Genomic DNA, 24596 nt, shown 5'->3' with positions numbered 1-24596 from the left:
CCGCGTTCGCCGGTGCGAATGCGGACGATCTCTTCCATCGGCAGCACGAAGATCTTGCCGTCGCCGATGTGACCGGTGCGCGCCGCGTTGCAGATGGCTTCCACGATCTGCGCGGCGTTGCTGTCGTCGACAACGATCTCGATCTTCACCTTCGGAATGAAGTCGACGACATACTCGGCCCCCCGGTAGAGTTCGGTGTGGCCCTTCTGCCGTCCGAAGCCTTGGACCTCAGAGACCGTCATGCCTTGAATGCCTTCCCGGCCAAGCGCCTCTTTGACCTCGTCGAGCTTGAAGGGTTTGATAATTGCCTCGATCTTCTTCATCGACACTCCTTTCAGCAAAGATCGGGCTGGTGACCCGTGAGTCATCAGCCCGCCCGTGCAGGTCTCGCCGGCCGCTCTTAGGAGGGGCTGACCCGCGAGAACTCACGGACGATGGAACTCAGCAATGCCGATGCCATACATCGATTCCTATACGCGATGCCGATATGGGCGCTATGCGCAGGAGGGTGTGCCCGACTTCTAGGCAGTAGCTGTTTGCAGTTGCTTAAGGTGGCGGCCGCGAGGCCGGGGCACCTCATAGTCACATTGATCCGTCTTCGCAGCGCTTCTGATGGAGACGGTCACGATGAGGGCGACGCATCCCGAGGCCGCTTGGGGAAAAGATCCACAAGCGCCGGCGGCCGGAGCGACGGATCTTCCAGCAGCCGCAACGCCGCTTCGAGCACGGCATGCTGCGTCGCCGGATCGTTGGGTCTTCCCAGCGGATACCCGTGGCGGAATGGCACGAACAAGGCGCGTGGCGGACGAACTCGTTCCGCCACTTCGCGCAGCAGTTGAATCGTCACCGTGGCGATGCCCTGGCGCTCGATCTCGGCGGCGACCAGGCACACGGCCTGGTTACAGAACGGTCAAACCGGAACCAGCAGGGCGACGTCGACGCCGTCGGCTACCAGCCGGCGGGCAACCTCGGGCGCGGTGTCGCGCACCAGACGCCCCGGCGCGGTGATCGAGCCCATGAAGGACAAGTGCCGATGATTGACCGAACCGATCCGTCCCCGCTCGGCCAGCTCACGAACCCGGTCGATCGGGAACGCCAGATTCGGGTCCTCACGCAATCCCGTGTGGTCAAAGGATTCACTGCGGTGCGTGTCGACCAAAGTCTGCACATCGATCTCGGACGGAATATCGCGAAACGACACATCGCCCCCACGCACCGAGCTATCGAAGGCGGGCTGCCCGGGCGCCACGAATCCGGCGCTGGACACCACGGCCAGCCGGCATTGTGAGAGCGGCTGGGCCAGCGGCGTCCACGGCACCGGATCAATCCGGCGCCACCGGTAGGCTTTCAAAAACAGCCGAACGGACAACGAGAACTCGTCAATTGATCCCATGTTGCTCTATCCGCCCGAGCCAACCTTACCCGGCGTGCTTTGACACCGGCTCTCCTGTTCCAGTAAGCATGTGGCAACCACAGTTTGCATGGGTATCGGGTGAAAAGCGACACTGGCAGATCTCGGCATGCCCGCCAAGGGAGGAGAGGCGTGAACACCGCGATCCGGAACGAGCTGGTGCGCTGTCCAAAATGCAACCAGGGCTTTCTCGTTTTCCCGGCGGCGCGGGCCGAAGTGGTGTGCTGTGGCACCTGCTCGGCGGCGTACCCGGTTGACCAGGGCGTGATCGATCTCATGCCCGGCGTCGCCGTGAGGCGCAGCCTCGTACAGCGCGTCATGGAATCGGAATCCGTCGTCCGCATTTACGAGAGCCACTGGTGGCGGCGCAGCGTGCTAGCGGCGGAGTCCATGGGGATCTCTTTCGAGCAAGAACAAGCGCTCGTCTTCCGTGTCGCCAGCGTGAAGCGTGCGGACACGGTGCTCGATCTGGCCTGCGGTTCAGGAATCTATACGCGCCCGCTGGCCCAGCGAGCGCAGGCGGGCACCGTGGCGGGGTTGGACCTCTCTCTGCCCATGCTGCGCTACGCCAGCCAGCGTGCCCACGAGGAGCGGCTGAGCAATATCGTTCTGATTCGCGGCAAGGCGCTGCGCTTGCCGTTCCCGTCAGAGCGCTTCGACCTGGTCAACTGCGGTGGGGCACTGCATCTCTTCCCCAATGCGGCGCGGGCTCTGCGCGAGGTGCATCGCGTGCTGAAACCGGGCGGTCTCTTCATTGTCAGCGCCGCTCGCCGGTACAGTGGACCACTGTCCGCACTGACCGACGGCTCCGTCGCCTTCCTGGGCGTCCACCTGTTTTCTGCCAGCGAATTGAAGGCCCGGTGTGAGAGGGTTGGCCTTGGCGAGATCCAATTCCATCACGCCAAGCGATTCTGGCTGGTGATGAGCGCGCGAAAGATCGCGGACGTTCGTAAGCGGCGACCGAGAGAACCTGCCTCCCAGCACTTTCCTCAATAAGAAAACAACGCTACGTAGGCCAGGTACCGAGCGTCGCGAAGGCCCACCCGTGGCCGGCAGCTGCTGGCCACGCAAGCGGCATGAAAGGGAGCACATCAGCGAAATGGCTTTGAAACATCTGCCGCAGAATCTCCGTGAGGAAGCCCGAGCGTGGAACCTGCAACTCGGGATTCCCGGGTTCAAATACGCCGATCTGAATCGTGTCCGGCGCCTCGAGGCGCTCGACAAGGCATTTCTGCAGACGCTCCACGAAAGCGATCCGGCGCTGGCGGCGGAGTTCGAGCGCTACCGCAACGCCAGTGGCGGCGGAGTCGAACGGCTGCAGGAGTCCGAACTGCTCATCCGCGTCGCGCCGCATGTCGGCGCGTTCATTGCCCGCTTGTTCCACATCGAGGCCGATCACGACGTGCTGTGCGAACGGGTGCGGGCCGACCAGATCATCTTCGATTGGAAGCGCCAGTTCGTCGAACGCGCCGTGCTCAAGAACATGAGCGCGGCCGAAGCACTGACGCAGATGGATCCGGTGGAGCTGGAGTTCGCGTACCGCGAAGTGGTGGACGAGGTGATGCCGGATGCCGCCTTGACCTCGGATCCCGAGCGCGAGCTGGCCGTCGTCACCACTACGCTGCAGAAGACCATCGACACGACGCCGGATGCAGCGCTCCGCGCCCAGGCGCAGCAGCAACTGGCGGCAGTGGAGGCCTGGGTGCGGGCGCTTGCCGTGCATCCCGGCTTGACGCAGCGCCGCCGGCAGTTCACCTGCTTCCGCGTGCCGCAGAAGATAAACTACAACGACCTGGTCCCGCGCATCCGGCCGCGCGCGGACCTGCCCGAGTTCTTCATGGGTCCGCCGGAGACCCGCCGGCATCGCGACGGTTTCAATCTCACCGATCCCCGTTTCACGCAGCGCGAGAATCTGCGGGAATCGCACTACTGTCTCACCTGTCACGATCGCGGCAAAGATTCGTGTTCCACCGGCTTGCGCACCAAGACCGGCGAGGTGCAGCGCAACCCGCTCGGCATCGGGCTGGCGGGCTGCCCCTTGGAAGAGAAAATCTCGGAGATGATCCACCTCTACCGCGAGGGCCACCCCATCGGCGCCCTGGCGGTGATCATGATCGACAACCCGATGCTGGCCGGGACGGGTCACCGCATTTGCAACGACTGCATGAAGTCGTGCATCTTCCAAAAACAGGACCCGGTGAACATCCCGCAAATCGAGACCGGCATCCTGACCGACGTGCTGCAGCTGCCGTACGGCTTCGAGATCGTCTCGCTGCTGACGCGGTGGAATCCGCTCAACGCGAGGCGCCCGTACCCGCTGCGCTACAACGGGAAAAACGTGCTCGTCGTCGGCATGGGTCCCGCCGGCTACACCCTGGCGCATCACCTGCTCAACGAGGGCTTCGGCGTCGTGGGCATCGAAGGCCTCAAGGTCGAGCCGCTCGCCCTACAACTGCGCGGTGCCAAGCGGCGCGTACCGCAGCCGATCCGTGACGTCGCTGAAATCATCGGCCCGCTCTCGGAGCGCCCGACGCTCGGCTTCGGTGGCGTCGCCGAGTACGGCATCACCGTGCGCTGGGACAAGAACTTCCTCGACATCAACTATGTGCTCCTGATGCGGCGCAAGAAGTTCCGCTTGCTCGATGGCGTGCGCTTCGGCGGCACGCTCACCACCGACGATGCGTGGAGCCTCGGGTTCGACCACATCGCCATCACCGCCGGTGCCGGACGTCCGACCATCGTCCCCATGCAGAACAATCTGGCGCGCGGGGTGCGCATGGCCTCCGACTTCCTCATGGCCCTGCAAGGCCAGGGCGCCTATCGCAAGAACTCGCTGACCAATCTGCAAATCGAGCTCCCGGCCGTCGTCATCGGCGGCGGTCTGACGGCCATCGACGCCGCCACCGAGCTGCAAGCGTACTACGTCACCCAGGTCGAGAAGGTCCTGGAGCGATTCGACCGTTTGAAACGGCGCATCGGCGAGCCGGCGATCTGGACGCGCCTCGATGCGGAGGAAGCCAAGACCGTTCGAACGTGGCTGGACCACGGGCGCATGGTACACGCCGAGCGCGCCGCGGCGGCGGCCGCCGGCCGCTCGCCCGACTTCGCGCGTCTGGTGCGCGCCTGGGGCGGCGTCAGCATCCTGTACCGCAAGCGGCTACTCGACGCGCCGGCCTATCGGCTCAATCATGAGGAGGTGATCAAGTCGCTCGAAGAAGGCATCGGCTTCGTCGAGTGCATGAGCCCGGTGGCCTCCGTGCTGGACGAGTTCGGTCACGTGTGCACTGTGCGCTGCACGCGCATGCAGTTACGCGAGGGCAAGTGGAAGGACACTGGGGAGACCGTGGATTTCCCCGCCCGCAGCGTTGTGGTTGCCGCCGGCACCAATCCCAACGTCGTCTACGAAATGGAGCATCCAGGAACGTTCGAGATCGACGAGCGGCGTTCCTGCTTCGCCATGCATCGCCTCGTCGACGGCGCAGAGGGTACGCGCCGCCTCGAGCCGGTAACGGACGGGGGCGCCGGCTTCTTCACCTCGTACGAAAAGGACGGCCGCTTCGTGACCTTCTATGGCGACGCGCATCCTGTGTTCGCCGGCAACGTGGTCAAAGCCATGGCCTCGGCACGGTTCGGTTACCGCGAGATCGCCCGATTGTTCGAGCCCGAAGTGGCCACGCAGGAACTCGAGGAGCAAGCGGAACTCGAGAACGCCTGGGTGCGCTTCGCCGAAGTGTTGGAAGACGGGCTGCGGGCGGTGGTGGTCGACGCGATCCGTTTGGCCGATCGTATCGTCGAGGTCATCGCGCGTGCCCCGCTGGCGGCGCGCAACTTCCGGCCGGGTCAGTTCTACCGCGTCCAGAACTACGAGGTCACGGCCGAGGTGGTGGAAGGCATCCGTCTGACCATGGAGGGCCTGGCGCTCACCGGGGCCTGGACCGATCCCGCCCGCGGCTTGATCTCGCTGATCGTGCTCGAAATGGGGGGGTCGTCGCGCTTGTGCGCGATTCTCGAACCGGGCGAGGAAATCGTGTTGATGGGTCCGACAGGCACGCCGACGGAGATTCCGGAGAACGAGACGGTCCTGCTCGCGGGTGGCGGCTTGGGCAACGCCGTGATGTTCTCGATCGCCGCGGCGATGAAGGCCCAGGGCAACCGCGTCATCTACTTCGCCGGCTACAAACAAGCCGGCGATCTGTTCAAGCGACGCTACATCGAGGATGCCTGCGATCTGGTGGTGTGGAGCGTCGATGAGGGCGATCCCATCGCGACACACCGTCCGCAGGACCGCACGGTCGTCGGCAACATCGTACAGGCGATGGAGTGGTACGCCCGCGGTCAGCTCGGCGAGACGCCCGTCCCGTTACAAGAAGTCGATCGGATCATCTGCATCGGGTCGGACCGGATGATGGACGCAGTCCGCCAGGCACGGTCCACCGTGTTGAAAGACGTGTTGCGCTCCGACCACCTGGCCATCGGTTCGATCAACTCACCGATGCAGTGCATGCTCAAGCAGGTCTGCTCGCAGTGCCTGCAACGCCAGGTTGATCCGGCCACCGGCAAGGAGTCACTGGTCTTCAGTTGCTTCAACCAGGACCAGCTCCTCGATCAGGTGGATTTCCGCTTCTTGCACGAGCGCTTGCGTCAGAACTCCGCCGCGGAGAAGCTGACCACGCTCTGGCTCGACCACCTCTTCCAGCAGCGTGAGGTCCAGGTGGTATAGGGCGGCCAGGCCGCCCGACTCAACGCCCGGCAGGGCAACAACTTCACACAGCAGGCCGGTATCTTTTGGAGTAGCTGCCCCTCTGTTATGCTGCGGCCATGGAGACCTCGCGGTACGTTGTTGCAGTCATTGGCGGGGCTACTGCCGGTGCGGAGACAGCCAGCATGCTGGCCGACCGCGAAGCCATCGTCGTGGTGTTTGAGCAAAACGTACGGCCTTACGGCAAGATCGAAGACGGCCTGCCCCGGTGGCATGTCAAGCTGCGCCAGAAGGAGTACGCCACCGTCAACGAAAAGCTCGATCGGCCGGAGGTGCATTTCGTGCCGCAGACCAAGATCGGCCGCGACATCGACTTCCGCGCGCTGGCTACGGACTGGGGGTTCACCGCCATCATCCTGGCGGTTGGAGCCTGGAAGGATCGCCCCCTTCCGATCGAAGGGGCCGAGCGCTACGTGGACCGCGGCCTAGTCTATCAGAACCCCTTCATTCACTGGTTCAATGACTTCTCCGAGGGCGGCGACAGTGGACCTCCGTATCAGGTGGAAGACGGTGCCATCGTCGTCGGCGGCGGCCTCGCCTCGATCGACGTGATGAAGGTATTGCAAATCGAGACGGTACGGCTGGCGTTGGAACGGCGCGGCATCCGCGAAGACATGCTGCACCTGGAACACGCGGGGATCCCGGACACGCTGGCCGCGCACGGGCTCAGCTGGGAGTCGCTCGGTCTCAAGGGAGCGACGCTGTTCTACCGCAGGCGCATCGAGGACATGCCGCTGACCGATATTCCGGAGGACGCGGATGCGGCACGGCGGGAGAAGTTCGAGGCAACACGGCGGCGCATTGTCGAGAAGGCGATGCAAAAGTACCTCTTCCGCGTTCAGCCCCAGCGCGTCCCCGTTGGGCTGCTGGTCGAAGGCGACCGCCTGGTGGGGCTGCGCTTCCAGCAAACCCAGATCACGGACGGACGGGTCCTCCCGGTGCCGGGCGCCACCGAGGACGTTCGTGCCCCCCTGGTGATCAGCTCCATCGGGAGCATCCCGGCGCCGCTGCCCGGGATTCCGCAACGCGGCGAAGTCTACGACTTTACCGACCTGGAACTGGGCCGGATCGCGGGATATGAGACGGTCTTTGGGGCGGGGAATGCTGTCACCGGAAAGGGCAACATCATCGCCTCGCGTCGGCACAGCATCCAGGTTGGTACGCATGTGATCGAGCAGTTCCTTGGGCTCGGCAGCGACGGTCACCAGGGTGAGGAGGCGGCGCTCGACTCGATTACCGGGCCAGTGGACGAGTCGGTGGAGAAGATTGCCACGTGGGTCCGCAACCGTCCGCCACTGGCTACGGACCAAGTCGAGGCAATCCTGCGCCGCGTTCGTGCTCGGCAAGAAGCGGTGGGCTACACGGGCTCCTACCGCGAGTGGATCAGCCGGGTCGCTCCGTCCGATGCTTGAGGCCGAGACCGCCGCTTTGAGATCAACGGGGTTTTCTGGTACGCCGCGCGCGTAGCCGTTTCGTGCGGCGCGGGCTAGTCAAGCCGCACAGGCTGCTCGGCGGTGCGCAATGCGTAAGGGAGGCGAGCACGCGACATGAAATACCGGGTTATTCAGTGGGCAACAGGCCATGTTGGGATACACGCTCTGCGCGCGATCGCACGGCACCCCGAGTTGGAACTCGTCGGGCTATATGTGAGCAGCGAGGGCAAAGCGGGCAAGGACGCCGGCGAACTCTGCGGCATCGGTCCGATCGGCATCAAGGCAAGGCGCGACGCCGATGAGCTCCTGGCGCTGGAGGCTGACTGTGTGTCGTACGCGGCCGCCACCGACTACCGGCCCGGCGAGGCCATCGACGACATGTGCCGGATCCTCGCCGGCGGCAAGAACCTCGTCACCTGCTCCTTTGTCCCGCTCATCTATCCGTGGCATGCCGTCCCCGCATTCGCGGACCAGCTCGAAGCCGCCTGCCAGCAAGGGCGCTCATCCTTTTACTGCTCCGGCATCGATCCCGGCTTTTCTCCCGACGCCCTGCCCATCCTGCTCTCCAGCCTGTCGGAGCGCATCGAGTCGGTCCGCGCCCAGGAGATCTTCAACTACGCCACCTACGACCAAGCGCAGACGCTGTTCGACGTGATGGGTTTTGGAAAGCCACCGGGCACTCCCGTGCCACTGCTCATACCGGGCGCCTTGACACTGGCCTGGGGCCCATCGGTACGCATGGTGGCGGATGCGCTGGCCGTGGAGCTGGAGGATATTCGCCAGTGGCACGAAGTGGCCTTGGCGGATGAAGCCTTCGAGATACCCTGCGGGCGCATCGAAAAGGGAACGGTCGCCGGCATTCACTTCGAGGTCTCCGGCATCGTGCGCGGCAAGCCGGTGATTGTCGTCGAACACGTCACGCGTCTGCGCGACGACATCGCCCCGCACTGGCCGCACGGCACCGGCCCGGGAACGTATCGCGTCACGATAGAAGGCATGCCGTCCATGCGCTGCGACCTGCAGATCGGCTTCAATAGCCCCGACCACAACATCGACGGCTGCGTCGGCACGGCAATGCGGATCGTCAATGCCATTCCGGCCGTCTGCCGGGCGGAGCCGGGCGTGAAGAGCTGGCTCGACCTGCCGCTGATTGCCGGACGACACGCTTTACGGTGAGGGACAGCTCCCCATCCGAACTGGCGACTATCAACGTTTCTTCAGGAGGCACGACATGGCGAATCTCATTCCCAACCTCGACGAGATCGAGCGGCTCGATCGGGCCCACGTCATTCACCCGATCACCGAGTTTCGCCAGCAGGAGAAGCACGGCTCGAAGATCTTCGTCGGCGGCCGCGGCATCGAGTTGAAGCTGGCGGATGGCCGCACGCTGATCGACGGTTTCTCCGGGCTGTTCAACATCAACGTCGGCCACGGGCGCAAAGAGATCGCCGACGCCGTGGCGGCACAGATGAGCAAGCTCGCTTACTACCCGAGCTTTTGGGATTTCGGCAACGAGCCGGCCACGCGGCTGGCGGAGAAGGTCGTGGGCCTGCTCCCGAAGGACCGCCACCTCAACCATATTCTCTTCCACAGCGGCGGCAGCGAAGCCAACGAGTGCAACTTCAAGTTCGCCCGGATCTACCACGCGCTGCGCGGCAAGCAATCCAAGGTGAAGATCATTTCACGTCGTTGGGCCTTCCACGGGGCAACCCGTAGCGCCGGCTCGGCCACTGGCATCCTGGCGTATCACATGTTTATCGAGCAGGACGCCTCGCACGCTTACTTTGCCCCGCCCTACTGCTACCGCTGCGAGTTCGGCAAGACGTACCCCGATTGCGGGCTGGCGTGCGCCAATGACCTGGACACCGTGATCCAGCAGGAAGGCGCCGACACAGTGGCGGCCGTGATTCTCGAGCCGGTGATGGGCACGGGTGGCGTCCTCGTTCCGCCGCCGGATTACTTCGGTCGGATTGAGGAGATCTGCAAGCGCCACGATGTCCTGCTCATCCTCGACGAGGTGGTCACCGGTTTCGGGCGGACGGGACACTGGTTCGGGATGCAGCACTGGAACATCAAACCCGACCTCGTGTCCCTGGCGAAGGGGATGTCATCCGGCTATCTGCCGCTTTCCGCCTCGGTGATCTCCGATCAGGTTTACGACACCATTCGCGACGAGATGCCGGACGGCATCCCGTTCATGTTCGGCCTCACCTACAACAACCATCCGACCTGTTGCGCTGCCGGCCTTGCCAACATCGAGATCATCGAAGGCGAAGGCCTGGTGGAGAACGCGAAAGTGGTGGGGGCCTACTTACTCGAACGACTACACGAGACTTTCGGCCGTTCGCCTATCGTCGGGGAGATCCGCGGCGCCGGCTTGCTGGCGGCAATGGAGATCGTGCGCGACCAGACGACGAAGGAACCGTTCCCCAACGTTGAAGATCCGCACCACATCGTCGCCGCCGCCTTCCAGCGTGGCCTCATCGCCCGCGCCCTGTTCCAGTGTGTCGCACTCTCGCCACCGCTGATCTCGACCAAAGCGGACATCGACCGTATGGTCAGCATCCTGCAAGAGGTGTGGCCCGCCGCCGAGCGGGAGATTCTGGGCGGCAAGGACTGAGAGCGGCGCGGCTTCGTCTCCGCGCCGGTTACTTGATCCCAACCACCATCGAGTCGGGGCCGGCGAGATGTTCCACCCTGGTCTCGCGGAACCCGGCGGCGCGCATCCAGCCCGAGCAGTCGGCGCCGGTGTAGTCGAAGCCGCCCGGCGTCTCGATCAGCATGTTGAGACTCATCAGCATCCCGAACGCGTTGCGCCGCCGGTCGTCATCGATGAGCGCTTCGTAGATCACCAGCGCGCCGCCGGGTGGCAGTGCGGCGTAGGCTTTGGCGATCAGCATCTGTTTCTCATCGAGGTTCCAGTCGTGCAGGATGTGGCCCATGATGAGCACGTCCGCCGACGGCAATGCGTCGCTGAAGAAGTTGCCGGGATAGAAGCGCAGGCGGCCGCTGAGCCCGAAGGACTTCACGTAGGCTTCGAAGATCGGCCCGACGGCGGGCAGATCGTAACCGCCGCCGGTGAGGTCACCGTGCGCCAGCGCAATCTGTACCGGGGTTGCGCCTTGCGCGGCGCCGATGTCGACAAAGCTCTTGTAACGATCCCACGGGAATTTCCGGGCGATCACTTTGGCGGTTCCCATGCTGACCCCGGTCATCGCCTGCAGGAAAGCCCGCAGCCCGTTGGCATCGCTGTACAACGCGTCGAATGGGTTGCCGGCGTCTTTGGCTTCGCTCTGCGGCTGACCGGTGCGCAAAGCTTCGGTGAGGGCGCCCCAGCAGGCGTAGAGGCGCGCGTTGCCCATCTCCAGCAGACCGCCAACATAGGAAGGCTTGGCGCGATCGAGCAGAAAGTCTGTCTCGGCCGTGTTCGCATACACGTCCCCGCGCCGCTCCAGCATGCCGAGCGCCACCAGCGCATCGAAGAAATCGCGGTAGCTCCGAGGATGGAGCCCGAGTCGCTCGGCCAGCCTCTGCCCGCCAAGCGGTGCCTTGGCCAACTCGGTAAACACGCCGAGTTCGACCGCACTGAGCAACGCCTTTGAACCCCAGAACCCGAGGCCGAGCTGCATGATGCGTTCGGGAGTGGGCTCCGCGGGCTGCGTCACAGCAGCAGCGGGCAGGCCTGTGAGCGCGCCATTCCGCCACATCTCGTACACCAGTTCTCGCGAGATCCTGCGGTCACGCATTTCGAAGATGTGCACCAAGCGCAGCTCCACATCGGAGCCGACCGGCAGAGGCGCATTGTGGACACCGTCGCCGGCGAGAGTGAACCTGACGATGCTGTCATCGACAACGCGATCTTCAGTAGCGAAACGCCGCAGCATGGTTGCCTGCACGTCGGCCATCGACCCGAACATCTTCCGGTAGTTCTCCGCCGCGGCACGTTTGCCGTGGAGAATCAGTTGCCGAGCCGGGGCTTCCCAGACGATGTCATCGGTGTACAGAGCCACCGCCTTTTCGATTTCACCAGTCGCCTCGCTGTGAAAGTGGGTATCCACAACCGCGAGATTCTCCACAATGGCGTCGGCATCCATAGTCGCTCCTACCTGCCCCTTTATTGTTCCGCCGTACCGACACGCTACCTGTGGGCGCATGCTATGGGAAGATGCTCGTTTCGGAATTCTCACGCGCCCTTGCCGAGATGCATCGAACCAGATTTTGAGCTAATTACGTCCGGTGTTGCGAGAACAGGTTGCTGCGGGAACTGGCGGCCCCGGCCGGCAGGATGCCAGCGCTCCTACGGGAGCAGTCGCATTGGACCGTGTGCACAATCCCACAGCCGACATTTGCGGCCTGACGTTGCGCGAATTCGCCGCCTTGAACCACACCAGCGTGAAGGCCGCACGTGAGGCGTATTGCCACACCATGCGCACGGCGGCAGGCCTGGCGCTCCCGAGAATCACCCGCCGTGAGCAACAAGACGCGGTGCTGAAATTCTGTCTGGAGGCCCACGGTACGGCCGGCGTGTCTCCGTTCGAGACCGAGTCCGTGATCATCCCCATGAACAGCTATCGCGGCTCCAACTGGCACACCCTCTGTGTATCGTCGCAGGTGGGCTGTCGTATGGGCTGCACTTTCTGCGAAACCGCCCGCATGGGCCTGCTGCGCAACCTATCGGCCGCCGAGATCGTCAGCCAGTTTCTCGTCGCTCGCGAGGTGATGGCGGAGCGCGGTCTCACGCCGTCAAAGCCCTACCGCTATTTCCTCAGCGGCATCCAAAACATCGTCTTCATGGGTATGGGTGAACCACTCGACAATTTCGAAGAGGTGACCCAGGCGATTCGAGTCCTCACCGAGCCCAATGGCATCGCCTTTCCGTATACCCAGATCACCCTCTCCACGGTCGGTCGCATCGACGGCCTGCGTAGACTTGCGGAGCTGAACTGGCCCAACCTGCGGCTGGCGATTTCGCTCAACGCGCCGAACGACGAGCTGCGCAACCAGCTCATGCCGATCAACAAACGCATGCCGCTGGCGGAGCTGCACCGTGCTCTCGTGGCATACCCGCTGGCGCGCCGCGGGCTGTTCCTGATCGAGTACGTGCTGATCAAGGACGTCAACGACTCGCCCGAACAGGCTCGCGAAACCGCCAAATGGTGCCGCGACTTGCGCTGCGTCGTCAACCTGATCCCGTACAACCCGCAGCGTGACGCCACCTACGAAACGCCCGACGAAGCAGCGATCTTTCGCTTTCTGACCGAGCTGAGACGGAACGGCATCTTTGTAAAGCGCCGTCTGACTCATGGACGTGATCTGATGGGTGCGTGCGGCCAGCTAGGGAATCCGGCGCTGCGTAAGTCCGCTCCTTTCCAGAAGGTGGACTGACGGACAATCGGGCAAGCCGTGCGATTGCACGCGTTCGTGGGCCCCTGGAATGTGAAAATGGGGCCGTAAAGCCGGTGGAGGAATTCGGTGTTCCCGGGGAGCTTGAGAGAGGCCTTGGCCGCGGAGCTAAAGCTCAGAGGCGTTCGCTGTGGCTTTGCGCCGGCTCAACCGGATCGGCGGGCTTCGCGAGCTTTCGGCGCGGGTGTTCGGGCGGCTCTTTGCGCCCTTCGAGCAGGTGGAAGATTGCCAGCACCGGCCGGCGGAAGAGAATACGCGGACCCGCGTACCGCATCACGTCTCGAATCTGCTCGCGCGTTGCCGGTTTGTAACAGTGAATTGGACACTTGGCGCAGGTGGGCTTGTCATCACCGAATGGGCAGTTGTCCAGGCGCTGCTCCGCATAGGCAAAAAGCGCGGAGCACTCCGGGCACAGGCCGCGCGCAGGAGCGTGGTGGTCGCGACAGAAGATCGCGATCATCGCACCGATCGTCTTGCGCTCTCGACGGAATCGCTGGCCAGTGATCTGTTTCCGTTCGGGCATCTGTACGGAAGTCATAGCCCAACAGTAGCTGGTACGGCCAGCCGTCTGTATGATCAGGATCAGGAAGCAGCGGCCTCGGCGCCACCGGCAGGCAACGGCTCCCCTCGCAGGTACGCGTCCATGGCCCTGGCAGCGAGGCGGCCTTGGCCCATGGCAAGAATCACCGTGGCCGCGCCGGAGACGATGTCGCCGCCGGCAAAGACGCCGGGAATCGAGGTCGCCATGGTCTTCGGGTCGGCGACCACGGTGCCCCACTTGGTCGTCTTCAACTCGGGCGTCGTGCGCGGCACCAGCGGGTTGGGCTTGTTGCCGATGGCCACGATGACCGTATCGACCTCCATCATGAACTCGGACCCCTTCATCACCACCGGACGCCGCCGGCCCGACTCATCCGGCTCACCCAACTCCATCCTCACGCACTCCATCCCGAGCACGCGGTGGCGCTCGTCGCCGAGGACACCCGTCGGATTGGTCAGCAGCATGAACTTCACGCCTTCCTGCTCGGCATGATGAACTTCCTCGGCACGGGCAGGCATCTGCTCGCGCGCGCGGCGGTAAACGATGGTCACATCCCCACCCAACCGCAGCGCGGTACGCGCCGAATCCATTGCCACGTTGCCGCCGCCGATCACGGCCACACGCCGCCGGCTGATCGGCGGAGTGTCGTACTCGGGAAAGAGATATGCCTTCATCAAGTTGGCGCGGGTCAGATACTCGTTGGCCGAATAGACGCCGATGAGGTTCTCGCCGGGCATCTCCATGAACGACGGCAGCCCGGCACCCGTGCCGACGAACACGCTCTGGTATCCTTCTTCTCCTAACAGCTCTTGGATGGTGCTGTTGCGGCCGACGACGTAGTCCATGACGAACTCGACACCGAGCTTCTTCAGGTAGTCGACTTCGGCGCGCACGATCTCTTTGGGCAAACGGAACTCTGGGATGCCGTACATGAGTACGCCGCCGGCGTCCTGCAACGCTTCGAAGACCGTCACCTCGTGTCCCTTGAGCACCAGATCGCCGGCCACGGTCAGGCCGGCAGGCCCGGCGCCGACGATGGCCACCCGCTTCCCTGTCTTCGGCGGCAGCTCGGGAATGGTCACGGTGCCCATATGCCGCTCGTAGTCAGCCGCGAAGCGCTCGAGCCGACCGATGGAGACCGGCTCTTGCTTGATGCCGACCACGCACGCGCCTTCGCATTGATCCTCCTGCGGGCACACACGGCCACAGACCGCCGGCAGGGCGTTGTTCTCCTTGATCTTGCGGGCGGCTTCAAGGAACTTGCCTTGCTGAATCAACGTCACGAACGCCGGGATGTCGATATTGACTGGACACGCGGCTATGCACTTCGGACTCTTGCACAGCAGGCAGCGCATGGCCTCGAGCATGGCCAGCTCTTCGGTGTAGCCGTACGGCACCTCGTCGAAGTTATTGACGCGGTCTTCCGGCGCCTGCTCCGGCATCTCCTGCCGCGGAATCTTCTTCTTATTCACTGGCTGTGCCATTGCTCTCGCTCAGGACAATCGAACCGGCCGCGCCGGCCGCGGCGTCACCGCAGCGGTCCGCGCCACGGCGTGAATCTCGTCCTCGCCGTACGCGGCTCGGCGGTCCCACAACTCGTCCCAGTCGACCTCGTGCGCGTCGAAGAACGGGCCGTCGACGCAAGCGAACTTGGTCTCCTTGCCGACGGTGACGCGGCACGCGCCGCACATCCCCGTACCGTCCAGCATGATCGGGTTCAACGCCACCAGCGTCTTCACTCCAAATGGCTTGGTGATGTTGCCGGCGAGCATCATCATGAACACGCAGCCGACGGCGAACACGCGATCCAGCTGTTCACCGTTTTCCAGCTTGCGCTTGATCACGTCCACCGAGTGCCCCTTGATGCCGTCGGAACCGTCGATGGTGGTCTGCACCAGTTCATCCGACGTCGCCCGCAACTCGTCGCGGAAGTAATGGAGGTAGGAGCTGTCAGCCTCGACGACGGTAATCACGCGGTTACCCGCTTGCTTCATGGCGCGGGCGATGCCGAGGACCGCGCCGATGCCGTAGCAGCCGGCGGCTAATGCCACCGTGCCGTAGTTCTCGACGTCCAACGGCACGCCGAGCGGGCCGACCAGATGCGCCACCTGGTCGCCGGCCTTGAGCAAGACGAACTTGCGGGTCGACTGGCCGACTTCCTGAATGACCAGGGTCACGGTACCGGCCTGCCGGTCCCAATCACACAACGTGAACGGCACGCGCTCCGATCGTTCGTCGACCATCATGATGACGAACTGTCCGGCGCGAGCTTTCTTGGCGATGGCGGGCGCATGAATCACCGCCCGGTGCACGTTCGGGGCGATCTCGCGTTTCTCAAGAATCTCGAACACGCCTCAACCTCCAACTGCAACCGCCGCCGGCGGCGGCGCGACGGCAAGCTCGGCCAGGCCGCGAACCTTTTCTTCCAGCGCATGGCCGCGAAAATGGGTGCGGCGATAGCTCGGATCGGTGGCAGCGACCGGCGTCTCGGCCCGTCTGATCCGTAGTCCAGCTTTGCCGGCACCGAGTTCTTTCTTGATCGCTGCCGCGGACTGGTAGTCGAATCCTGTCGCGCCCATGGCACGAGCCAACTCGCTGATGATTTGCCAATCGGGTTTGGCCTCACCGGGCCCGTCGCAGGCCTTGCGAAGCGGCCGCATCAGGCCGCGGCCGTCGACCCAGGTTCCCGCCACCTCAGCCAGCACCGCCGCCGGCAGTGACACATCGACCCGTTCCGTGGCCGTCGTGGGATAGCAGTCCTGCACGATCAGCACCTCGAGAGGCGCGAGGCGGGCCGGGTCGACGAAGTTCCCGGTCAGCACCGCAGCTTTCACGCTGTCGGGAAGACCGTTGCTCGATACACCGCGCTCGTCGGGCCGGATCTCGATATAGTGCGGCGAAAACATCACTTCCCGTGTGAACTTCTCGAACGCGTAGCGGTCTTCGAGCGTGCTAGTGGTGTCGCACACCAGCGCGAAGCCGTCACCGACGAACGGTTTCAGCCGCTCCGCCGCTTGCGCCAACGCCTCGGGCCAATGCACCGCGCGCAGGACTTTGTTGATTCGGACCTGTGGCGTCTTCAGCCGGCTGACCCCGTTCAGGAACTCGGGGATGGCGAAGCGGCCCAGGACGCAGAGCGGCACACGCGTATTGATGGCGCGGGCCATGACCGCACGCCGTTGCGCCGAGGCGTGGACGGTGATGGCGCAGCCGGTGTCGCACAGCGTGCACGTCGTCGCCGTGAGCCGCTTCGCCGCGCCATACCACTTGGCGTAGCGGTCGGAGAGGCTGCCGGTCGGGCACACATCGACACACGACCCGCAAAAGCGGCACCCAGCTTCGGTCAGCGACCGGCCGAAGGCCTCGCCGATACGGGTCTCGCTGCCGCGGCCGACGAAGTCGATGGTGCTTCGCCCCTGGTGCGCTTTGCAGATGCGCACGCAACGCCCGCACAGAATGCACAAGTTCAGGTCGCGATCGATGAACGGATCCGAGCGTTCCAACTGGAAGCCGCGGTAGATCGGCGGCACGGGCAGGTCGGTCAGTTGCAGCTCGTCGGCCAGGACGCGCACTTCGCACGCGTCCTTGTTGTTGCAGGTGTGGCAGCCGGTCGTGCGCCCGGCTTTGGCCGCTTTGGGCCGGTACTTCTCGCAGAGATCCTGTTTCTCACACACCAAGCAGGCGCTGGGGTGTTCGAGCAGCATCAGCTCGAGGATCCGGCGGCGCAGATCTTTCAGCTGTGCCGTGTCAGTGCGTACGACCATCCCCTCGGTCGCTGGCGTCGCGCAGGAGGCGGGGAAGCCGCGCATGCCGTCGACTTCCACAACACACATGCGGCAGGCGCCGAAGGCCGGAAGGCTGGGGTGCGTGCACAGGTGTGGAACGTAGATCCGGTGCCGCAGCGCACACTGCAGAACGGACTCACCGTCACGCGCCTTGACCGATTTTCCGTCGATGGACAGTTGCACTACTGCGCCTCTGGCGAGTGCTCGGCCGCCGCCCCAGGTTTGCGTTTCTGCTGGATCTCTTCGTGCCGCGTCAGCTCACCGCTGACCCGGTACACCGCCGCATAGGTCGGCGGACAGACACTCAGGCACGAGCCGCACTGCGAACAAAGATCCTCGTTGATAACGTGCGCCTCACCCCGTTTGCCCGTAATCGCTTCGGCGGGACAGACCTTGAGGCAGGCCGTACACCCCGGGCAGCGCTCCGCATCGATGCGATGCTGGATCAGTGGGCGGCAGACAAAAGCGGCGCACTGCTTCTTCTCGACGTGGTCCTGATATTCCTGGCGAAAGTAGCGCAGCGTCGTCAGGACAGGATTGGGCGCGGTCTGGCCCAGGCCGCACAGCGAGCCACGCGCGACCGTCACCGCCAGGTCTTCGAGGCGCTGGATATCCTCTGGTTTCCCCTTGCCGTCGACGATGCGCTCGAGGAGGTAGAGCATGGCGCGCGTCCCCACCCGGCACGGCGGACACTTGCCGCACGATTCGTTCTGCGTGAAGGAGATGAAGTACTTCGCCAGATCGACGGCGCAGGTCTCTTCGTCCAAGACGATCATGCCGCCCGACCCCATGATCGAGCCCGCCTGGGCCAGCGATTCATAATCGACCGGCAAATCGAACTTCTCGGCCGCGATGCAGCCGCCCGAGGGTCCGCCGGTTTGCACGGCCTTGATGGGCTTGCCGTCGGAACCGCCCCCGCCGATCTCTTCGACGATCTGCCGCAGCGTGGTGCCCAGCGGCACCTCGATGAGGCCGGTCCGTTTGACCTTGCCGGCGAGAGCGAAGGTTCTGGTGCCCTTGCTCGCCTCGGTGCCGTACTGGGCGTACCATTCGGGACCGTGGCGCAGGATGAGCCGCAGATTGGCCAGGGTCTCGACGTTTTGAATGATGGTGGGCTTACCCCACAAGCCGCTGACCGCAGGGAACGGCGGCCGTGGTTGCGGCATGCCGCGGCGGCCTTCGATCGACGCGATCAGCGCCGTTTCCTCGCCGCAGACAAATGCGCCGGCCCCCTTCTTGATCTGCAAGTCGAACGAAAAACCGGAATCCTGGATGTTCTGACCCAGCACACCCAATTCACGCATCTGTCCAATCGCAACCTTCAGGCGGGCGATGGCAAGCGGATACTCGGCGCGGCAATAGACGTACCCCTTGCTGGCGCCGAGGGCGAAGGCGGCGATCAACATGCCTTCGAGAATCGCATGCGGATCGCCTTCGATCAGCGAGCGGTTCATGAAGGCGCCCGGGTCGCCCTCGTCGGCGTTGCAGATCAGATAGCGTTGATCCGCAGGCGTCCCGCGGCAGACGTCCCACTTGCGCCAGGTCGGAAAGCCGGCGCCACCACGTCCACGCAAGCCGGCGCGCTTCACCGCTTCGACGACTTGATCCGCGCCGATCTCCAGCGCCCGCAAGAAGCCGCGATAACCTTCGCGAGCCAGGTAATGATCGATGCTCTCGGGATCGATGATGCCGCAGTTGGCCAGTATGCGGCGCACCTGGCCACGCATCATGGGGTGATCGGCAAACGCACCGATGCCGTTCACGCTCCCCGGCGTGATGGCGCCCAAGGCCCACTCGCTGCAGGGGTCGTCACCGAGGACATGGCGCTGCAGGATCTCCACCGCCTCGCGTGGTCCCACCTTTCCAAAACACACACGCGGTGCATCGGGCTTGTGCACGATCATCAACGGCTCGAGCGAGCACGGACCGAGGCAGCCTGTTTCAATCACGTGCGCTTCGAGCTTCTGCGCCTGAATCTCGGCGCGCAGGCGCTCGAGCGTCTCACCAGCCCCCGCGGCCCGGCCGCAGGTTGCGGCGCCGACGAAGAAGATCGGAACCCGGCTCGTTTCCAGCGCCTGCCAGCGCTCTGCGGCAGCAGCGTAGGCTTGTTGCAGGGACATCATGCGTCTTTTGCGCTCGGCCCGTGGCCGTTCGGCTTGTAGCCGAGTTTGGAGAGCAAGCCGGTGACCATCTTGGGCTTCATGCCGGCACGCACCTGGCCGTCGACGAGGACGACGGGCGCCAAGGCGCAGCAGCCAACGCATGCGACGCGTTCCAAGCCAAACTTGTGGTCGGCGGTCATCCCACCCGCTTTGACGCGCAGTCGTTCCTCGAAGTCGAATAGGATCTGATGACTACCGCGCACGTGGCAGGCCGTTCCCTGGCACACATGGATCGTGTGTTCGGCCGGCGGTTCGAATCGGAACTGGGTATAAAAGCTGGCGACACCGTAGATCTCATTCTCCGAGATGCCGCTCGCCCGTGCCAGCATCCCAACCGCTTCTTCGGACAAGTAGCCGTCACGCTCTTGAATGTCCTGGAGCATCGGAATCAGGTTCTCGACGCCTGTCCCGTTGGGACCTGTCCCGCTGGGGCCGGCCAGGTGACTGGCAAGGATTTCCGCCAGTGAGGAGGCTGCTTCGGTCACGCTCATGAATCTCGTCCTGTTCTCTCCCAAACCGAGCTATAACGCAACGCGTAAAAAACCTAGTTGCCGCCGCGGAATCGCAAAAAATACGCCACGGCAGAATCCGCTTTCAGTGAAGACATCGACACACGTCACTCTCATTTACGGGAATGACAGCGCCGTTCTGAAGCAGACATTCCCAGATCTCGTACTGCGGTGCGTACGAAAACAAACGATCGAACGCAAGGAGTTAGCGGTGCGAAACGGGGTTGACCGGTCGGCCCTAAGGCCTTAGGATCGCGGCTCGTGATGAAGTACTGGTTCGCATTATCCGCTATTGGCCGGGATCGGCCGGGGATCGTCGCCGATCTCGCCGAGTTGATCTACGATTGCGACTGCAATCTGGAAGACTCGAGCATGACCATTCTCGGCAGCGAGTTTGCCGTGCTGTTGCTGCTGACCGGCGAGGGTGAAGACATTGAGCGCCAACTGTCGACGGCGTGCAAACGTCTCGAGTGGGAAAAGCGCCTCACCGTTTTCTTCCGGCCGCTCGAAGGCGAGCCGGTACCATACGGCATTTCCCACCGCGCCCGGCCCTTCGAGCTGCACGCCGTCGGCGTGGACAAGGCCGGGATCGTCGCGCGCATCACGCGTTGCCTGGCGAACCGGCAGATCAACGTCACCCAGATGTCGACCGTGTCGCGGCCGGAGCCCGGCACCGGCACGCTCATCTACAGCATGAAGATCCGCATGGACGTCCCGGAGGACGTGGACCAGGACGCCCTGCGCCGCGAACTCGACGGCATCGCTCAGTCGTTACACATCGACTTGACGCTGGAAACGGTGGACGGGTGATCATGCGGATACGGCGGCCGCCGCCGCTGAACCACGCGGCGGAGCCGGGTTTTTTCGCCACCGCGCACGCGGTGAAATCGCGCTACGAATCAGCGTGCGTTCACTTGCACGGAATGCTATCGTGCCGGCCGGAGGATACAGAATGTTTGGTATAGGCGTGCCCGAACTGGTCGTCATCTTGGTCATTGCCCTGGTCATTTTTGGACCGGGCAAGCTCCCAGAGATCGGCAGCGCCCTGGGCAAAGGCATCCGTGATTTCAAGAAAGCCTTCGAAGGGGCCGAGGACGAAATCAAGAAGGTGGACACCAAGACTGACGGCCCCGAAAAGTCGTAAGCACCTGCGACCTCCGAACTCGGTACTCGGAACCGTTCACGCGGCCTCATTTTTCACCCCAGGAATCGGTGCGCCAGCGCCAGCAGGACGCCGATCAGGCCTCCGACGACCGCGCCGTTGAGGCGGATGAACTGCAGATCGCCGCCGACGCGTTCTTCGATCTGCGCCACCAACGTGCTGGTTTCGAGGGCTTCGAGGTTTTCCCGCACCGTCAGGCCGATCTGGTTGTGATGCCGACGCAACAGATCGTGGGCTGTCGTCCTCACCCAGTTGTCGAAGGCCACGCGCCGCTCGGGTTCCTTGAGCACATCGAGGATACCGGCACGCAGTTCGCGATCGACGAGTCGAGCCAAGTAACCGTCCGGCTGGCCGAGGTCGTGCTCCAATTGGTTGCGGAGTTGGGCGAGCAGGTCCAACACCAACGGCGAGGCCTCGATGCTTTCGATGACCGCGGCACGGAGCTGTTGCGCATGCTCGATGGCGCGCGGGTCACCGCTGGCCAGTCGCTCGGCGTATTGCTGCACCGCCCCGAACACGTACTGGCGCAGCGGATGCTGCGGATCGGCTACCGCGCTGCGCAGCTCCGAGGAGGCATAGTCGCAGGCCGCCTCCACGATCGTGCGCTGAACGATTTTCCGGCGCAGGACGAGCGGCACCAGCCGTTTGCCTTCGTTGTGCAGGTAGCGGGCTGAGCGGTCGATCCAGGCATACAGGTTTTCGGCAGTGCTCGGGCGCCGCGCCAGATTCGCCAGCGAGAGGGCGACGGTGTCGAATGCCGCACCGGCGCTTGGACTCGAGGCGACACGAGCAAGCCAGCGTCCGGCCGAGGCGTTGATCGGCAGCTCCCGCAGTTGGCGCTGGATCGTGTGGTCCGCAAATTCAACGACCTCTCGCGCTGTCAGCAGCCGGGCCAGCCCGCGCAGCACATCGCGCACCGGGGCGCCCAGCCGTTCGACATGTGCCGGGTCTCGCAACCACTCCGCAACGAACTCGCTGGGGGCGATGCGTGCCAGCCGGGCCCCGATCACCTCCGGCGACAGCCACTCTTTCTCGACCATCGAGGCGATGCTTTCGATGATCTTGGCGCGGCGCGCCGGGATGATCGCCGTGTGCGGGATCGGCAGCCCGAGGGGGTGACGGAACAGCGCCGTCACCGCGAACCAATCGGCCAGCCCGCCCACCACCGCGGCTTCAAACCCAGCGGCGCCGAGTTGAAGCCAGACGTTCCCGGCCAGATGACCCACGGTTAGCGCCAGCCGACAGGCAACCGCACCGGTAACCGCCGCCAGGAGGGACAGGGTGCCGACGTGATTGCGGCGCCGGGCGGTCGGCGGGGCTGTGTTGGGCTTTGTCATCAGGCCTCGGCAGACCGTATTATCAGGGTTCAGTCATTCGCGCAGGCCCGGAGTCCTCCGCTACGGAGTTTATATGCGCTGAGTATCAGGATCTCTGCCGGCGACTCGGATTTCCGCGCCTGGTGAACCGCTCTGCCCGGTGGGCCGCAGAATGAGCGGACGGTCCTCACTCGTCGCGATCAAGGCCGAACTCGGGCCACTGGCCCCGCACGTACGTCTGGCAATTGCCCCAGCCGATACCACCGCCCACGGGATCTACGGCCCGGATCATACAGTCTCTGAACTGATTGATTCGGGCCACGGTGGCTGGGTCGGCACAGTTGGAAAAGTACTCGCCGGCGACCTCCTGATCGCCACGCCAGCTGCCGTGGTACCAACCGTCGAAGCCGAAATAGAGCCCGGTGCCGAGGTGAAACCCGGTGTCGCTGATCGGCGCCACGTCGAGCGGACGCACCGAGCCGTCGGCCATGGTGAACACAAACTTCCCACCGAGAAGGCGTTTGTTGGCAGGATCGAAACGGATTTCCGGACGGAGCGCGGTGATCAACTCGCGGTTGCCATTCGGGCTTTCGAAGCCGCCCTGAAACTTTTGGTGTGTGAAGCCCGGCACACCGTACTGCAGAAAATAATGGTGCAGGGCGTATCGCGATCCGTCTGGGCGTTCGAAGAAAACCGGGTTCCAGATCGCCAGCACCGACACCGACCCGGTGAAGTCCGGCTCGAGGTCGGTCAACGGCACGCCCACATCCTGCCGCACGCCCCAGGAGTGATCGCGCGTACAGACCCACTTGTCCGGCGTGAGGGCGTGTCGCTTTCCAGCAACCTCCACCCATCCTGACGCCGTCCCGGTCTGGTGGTAACGGATCTGGTCTGCCTGGCGCCGGAAACCGTGGAGATCGCGCCGGTCCTCGCGCTCCTCCAGGACGGGCGGCACGGTTCCCTCGAACAGCACCTCGAACGCAATCGGCTGGATCTGGTTTGCTTCGAGCCACACACGCATGGAGCGTAGCGGCTCGACGATTTGATAGTGGATCGGCCCGATGGAGATCGTTTCCGGGTCCTGGGCGAGGGAACGGCTGGCACGCACGGTCCACTGCTCCACGCCGCGCGAGACGCCGGCATAGGCATCCATCACATTCCGATTGGTGTACTTGCCGAAGCCAAACCCCACCTGCAGCGAACCGTCACGCGCGCCGGCCATGCCGCAGACTTTCTCCGTCCACTTGTAGTCGCTTTGGGACACGGCAGCGAAGGTGTCGACGATCTGATGGTTGAAACCTTCATCCGAAGGCAGAAGCGGTCCGATGGTGCCTGACATGTCATCCCTCCGTCATCCGGTCACTGTTGCACGCCCGAAGCTCGCCCGTTGTGCGGCATTAACGGCAACGCAGCCCATGTGCTTACCACGGCATCCCGTGAAGCACGACTACCTGAACAAGCGCTTCGCGGCGCGCGCATGGCACTGCGCTCGTCACACAGACCCACGATATTTGTCATACGTTTTCTGCCTGCGCGCAGGTAGACACTGGCTCCAGACGGAAGATGCGCTTGCTATCGACTTCTCGACCACATCCGCGCGCGGAGCTGACGCGGGCAGACATCTTGAACGCGGCAGAATCCATCTTCGCCGAAAAAGGCTTCGCCGCGGCACGGCTGGAAGATGTGGCGCAGCGGGTCGGCATCCGTCGCGCCTCCATCGTCTACTACTTCCGCGACAAGCGCGAACTGTATGAAGCCGTCCTGGGCGATATCTTCGGCGAGCTGCTAGAGCGCTATCAGACCGTCCTCAGGGCGCCGGCGCCACTGCCGCAACGTATCGAAGCCATTGTGGATGCCTGGGTCGGGTACGTCGCAGAGCGGCCCACCGTGGCGCGGCTGCTGCTGTGGGAAGCGGCTGACGGATCGCAGCGCATCGCCGTCGCCGCCGGGCATGGGGCAGCGGTCATCTCCGCGCTCACCAGCGCCATCCACGAGGGGCAACGGCAGCGGCTGTTCCATCCAATCGACCCGATCCACTTCATCTTCACCATCGTCGGCGCGACCGTGTTCTTCGTTGCGGCCACGCCGCGCCTGGTTCCGGATTTGCCCTTCAAC

The 24596-nt window shown here is 64.0% G+C and carries 21 protein-coding genes and 1 pseudogene; 9 read left to right on the top strand and 13 right to left on the bottom strand.

The genetic code is table 11. The annotated features are described in order from the left end of the window. The 3 genes from VF515_14680 to VF515_14670 form a co-directional block, all read right to left on the bottom strand. The coding region (locus VF515_14680; protein HEX7408877.1) for a P-II family nitrogen regulator at positions 1-323 on the bottom strand (323 nt) is incomplete at its 3' end. A 299-nt stretch (positions 324-622) separates the two neighbouring features. Then, positions 623-892 carry a hypothetical protein gene (locus VF515_14675; GenBank protein HEX7408876.1) on the bottom strand — a complete coding sequence of 90 codons (270 nt, stop codon included), beginning with the start codon at positions 890-892 and terminating at the stop codon, positions 623-625. Positions 893-910: 18 nt separating this feature from the next. Continuing rightward, a complete protein-coding gene (locus VF515_14670) occupies positions 911-1393 on the bottom strand; it encodes a glycine/sarcosine/betaine reductase selenoprotein B family protein (GenBank protein HEX7408875.1) in 483 nt (160 codons plus the stop codon). A 150-nt stretch (positions 1394-1543) separates the two neighbouring features. Here VF515_14670 and VF515_14665 point away from each other — a divergent pair, with 150 nt between their 5' ends. From VF515_14665 to VF515_14645, 5 genes are all read left to right on the top strand, one after another. Beyond that, positions 1544-2407: a class I SAM-dependent methyltransferase gene (locus tag VF515_14665; protein HEX7408874.1), complete on the top strand. Its 864-nt coding sequence runs from the start codon at positions 1544-1546 to the stop codon at positions 2405-2407. 103 nt (positions 2408-2510) lie between these two features. Beyond that, positions 2511-6131, top strand: coding sequence for an FAD-dependent oxidoreductase (locus VF515_14660; protein ID HEX7408873.1), 3621 nt, complete (start codon positions 2511-2513; stop codon positions 6129-6131). A gap of 98 nt (positions 6132-6229) precedes the next feature. Next, the gene (locus VF515_14655) at positions 6230-7582 is read left to right on the top strand and encodes a hypothetical protein (GenBank protein ID HEX7408872.1); all 1353 of its coding nucleotides are present in this window, start codon (positions 6230-6232) and stop codon (positions 7580-7582) included. 135 nt (positions 7583-7717) lie between these two features. Continuing rightward, positions 7718-8779 (top strand): hypothetical protein, encoded by a 1062-nt coding sequence (locus VF515_14650; protein HEX7408871.1) that lies wholly within the window; start codon positions 7718-7720, stop codon positions 8777-8779. 55 nt (positions 8780-8834) lie between these two features. Continuing rightward, positions 8835-10223 carry an aspartate aminotransferase family protein gene (locus VF515_14645; protein HEX7408870.1) on the top strand — a complete coding sequence of 463 codons (1389 nt, stop codon included), beginning with the start codon at positions 8835-8837 and terminating at the stop codon, positions 10221-10223. A gap of 28 nt (positions 10224-10251) precedes the next feature. Here VF515_14645 and VF515_14640 read toward each other — a convergent pair whose 3' ends face one another. Continuing rightward, positions 10252-11310, bottom strand: coding sequence for a methyltransferase (locus VF515_14640; GenBank protein HEX7408869.1), 1059 nt, complete (start codon positions 11308-11310; stop codon positions 10252-10254). 27 nt (positions 11311-11337) lie between these two features. Continuing rightward, positions 11338-11697 (bottom strand): annotated as a pseudogene (locus VF515_14635) (nuclear transport factor 2 family protein). Positions 11698-11926: 229 nt separating this feature from the next. Here VF515_14635 and rlmN point away from each other — a divergent pair. Further along, positions 11927-12988 (top strand): 23S rRNA (adenine(2503)-C(2))-methyltransferase RlmN, encoded by a 1062-nt coding sequence (rlmN, locus tag VF515_14630; protein ID HEX7408868.1) that lies wholly within the window; start codon positions 11927-11929, stop codon positions 12986-12988. 133 nt (positions 12989-13121) lie between these two features. Here the strand turns inward: rlmN and VF515_14625 are convergent, their stop codons facing one another. The 6 genes from VF515_14625 to VF515_14600 are packed head-to-tail and all read right to left on the bottom strand — an operon-like array spanning position 13122 to position 19985. Continuing rightward, positions 13122-13529: a nitrous oxide-stimulated promoter family protein gene (locus tag VF515_14625; GenBank protein HEX7408867.1), complete on the bottom strand. Its 408-nt coding sequence runs from the start codon at positions 13527-13529 to the stop codon at positions 13122-13124. Positions 13530-13588: 59 nt separating this feature from the next. Further along, on the bottom strand, positions 13589-15031 hold the full coding sequence (gene gltA / locus VF515_14620) for an NADPH-dependent glutamate synthase (GenBank protein ID HEX7408866.1): 1443 nt from the start codon (positions 15029-15031) through the stop codon (positions 13589-13591). Positions 15032-15040: 9 nt separating this feature from the next. Next, entirely contained in the window at positions 15041-15898 is an 858-nt protein-coding gene (locus VF515_14615; GenBank protein HEX7408865.1) for a sulfide/dihydroorotate dehydrogenase-like FAD/NAD-binding protein, read from the bottom strand. A gap of 3 nt (positions 15899-15901) precedes the next feature. Beyond that, on the bottom strand, positions 15902-17515 hold the full coding sequence (locus VF515_14610; GenBank protein HEX7408864.1) for a 2Fe-2S iron-sulfur cluster-binding protein: 1614 nt from the start codon (positions 17513-17515) through the stop codon (positions 15902-15904). Then, on the bottom strand, positions 17515-19455 hold the full coding sequence (locus VF515_14605; GenBank protein HEX7408863.1) for an NADH-quinone oxidoreductase subunit NuoF: 1941 nt from the start codon (positions 19453-19455) through the stop codon (positions 17515-17517). Before VF515_14605 ends, VF515_14610 begins: the two co-directional genes overlap by 1 nt. Further along, a complete protein-coding gene (locus VF515_14600; protein HEX7408862.1) occupies positions 19452-19985 on the bottom strand; it encodes an NAD(P)H-dependent oxidoreductase subunit E in 534 nt (177 codons plus the stop codon). The genes VF515_14605 and VF515_14600 overlap by 4 nt, the downstream gene beginning before the upstream one ends. A 282-nt stretch (positions 19986-20267) precedes the next feature. On the opposite strand from VF515_14600, the gene VF515_14595 reads away from it, so the two are divergent. Together VF515_14595 and tatA are read left to right on the top strand one after the other, a co-directional pair. Next, positions 20268-20813: an ACT domain-containing protein gene (locus VF515_14595; GenBank protein ID HEX7408861.1), complete on the top strand. Its 546-nt coding sequence runs from the start codon at positions 20268-20270 to the stop codon at positions 20811-20813. A gap of 142 nt (positions 20814-20955) precedes the next feature. Then, the gene (gene tatA, locus VF515_14590) at positions 20956-21147 is read left to right on the top strand and encodes a twin-arginine translocase TatA/TatE family subunit (protein HEX7408860.1); all 192 of its coding nucleotides are present in this window, start codon (positions 20956-20958) and stop codon (positions 21145-21147) included. Between the two features lie 53 nt (positions 21148-21200). Here the strand turns inward: tatA and VF515_14585 are convergent, their stop codons facing one another. Beyond that, the gene (locus VF515_14585) at positions 21201-22502 is read right to left on the bottom strand and encodes a DUF445 domain-containing protein (protein ID HEX7408859.1); all 1302 of its coding nucleotides are present in this window, start codon (positions 22500-22502) and stop codon (positions 21201-21203) included. A 166-nt stretch (positions 22503-22668) separates the two neighbouring features. Continuing rightward, a complete protein-coding gene (locus VF515_14580) occupies positions 22669-23820 on the bottom strand; it encodes a hypothetical protein (protein ID HEX7408858.1) in 1152 nt (383 codons plus the stop codon). Positions 23821-24104: 284 nt separating this feature from the next. Here VF515_14580 and VF515_14575 point away from each other — a divergent pair. Then, the coding region (locus tag VF515_14575) for a TetR/AcrR family transcriptional regulator (protein ID HEX7408857.1) at positions 24105-24596 on the top strand (492 nt) is incomplete at its 3' end.

It is taken from the genome of Candidatus Binatia bacterium (assembly GCA_036382395.1).
Taxonomy (GTDB): Bacteria; Desulfobacterota; Binatia; order HRBIN30; family HRBIN30; genus JAGDMS01.
This window is presented reverse-complemented; position numbering and strand designations above follow the sequence as displayed.

What these genes read in the sequence shown, in the direction of transcription:
- VF515_14670 (HEX7408875.1), bottom strand. Translation starts at nt 1,393, where the DNA reads ATGGGATCAATTGACGAGTTCTCGTTGTCCGTTCGGCTGTTTTTGAAA.
- VF515_14660 (HEX7408873.1), top strand. Translation starts at nt 2,511, where the DNA reads ATGGCTTTGAAACATCTGCCGCAGAATCTCCGTGAGGAAGCCCGAGCG.
- VF515_14655 (HEX7408872.1), top strand. Translation starts at nt 6,230, where the DNA reads ATGGAGACCTCGCGGTACGTTGTTGCAGTCATTGGCGGGGCTACTGCC.
- VF515_14650 (HEX7408871.1), top strand. Translation starts at nt 7,718, where the DNA reads ATGAAATACCGGGTTATTCAGTGGGCAACAGGCCATGTTGGGATACAC.
- VF515_14645 (HEX7408870.1), top strand. Translation starts at nt 8,835, where the DNA reads ATGGCGAATCTCATTCCCAACCTCGACGAGATCGAGCGGCTCGATCGG.
- VF515_14640 (HEX7408869.1), bottom strand. Translation starts at nt 11,310, where the DNA reads ATGTGGCGGAATGGCGCGCTCACAGGCCTGCCCGCTGCTGCTGTGACG.
- VF515_14625 (HEX7408867.1), bottom strand. Translation starts at nt 13,529, where the DNA reads ATGCCCGAACGGAAACAGATCACTGGCCAGCGATTCCGTCGAGAGCGC.
- gltA (HEX7408866.1), bottom strand. Translation starts at nt 15,031, where the DNA reads ATGGCACAGCCAGTGAATAAGAAGAAGATTCCGCGGCAGGAGATGCCG.
- VF515_14605 (HEX7408863.1), bottom strand. Translation starts at nt 19,455, where the DNA reads ATGATGTCCCTGCAACAAGCCTACGCTGCTGCCGCAGAGCGCTGGCAG.
- VF515_14600 (HEX7408862.1), bottom strand. Translation starts at nt 19,985, where the DNA reads ATGAGCGTGACCGAAGCAGCCTCCTCACTGGCGGAAATCCTTGCCAGT.
- VF515_14595 (HEX7408861.1), top strand. Translation starts at nt 20,268, where the DNA reads ATGAAGTACTGGTTCGCATTATCCGCTATTGGCCGGGATCGGCCGGGG.
- tatA (HEX7408860.1), top strand. Translation starts at nt 20,956, where the DNA reads ATGTTTGGTATAGGCGTGCCCGAACTGGTCGTCATCTTGGTCATTGCC.
- VF515_14585 (HEX7408859.1), bottom strand. Translation starts at nt 22,502, where the DNA reads ATGACAAAGCCCAACACAGCCCCGCCGACCGCCCGGCGCCGCAATCAC.
- VF515_14580 (HEX7408858.1), bottom strand. Translation starts at nt 23,820, where the DNA reads ATGTCAGGCACCATCGGACCGCTTCTGCCTTCGGATGAAGGTTTCAAC.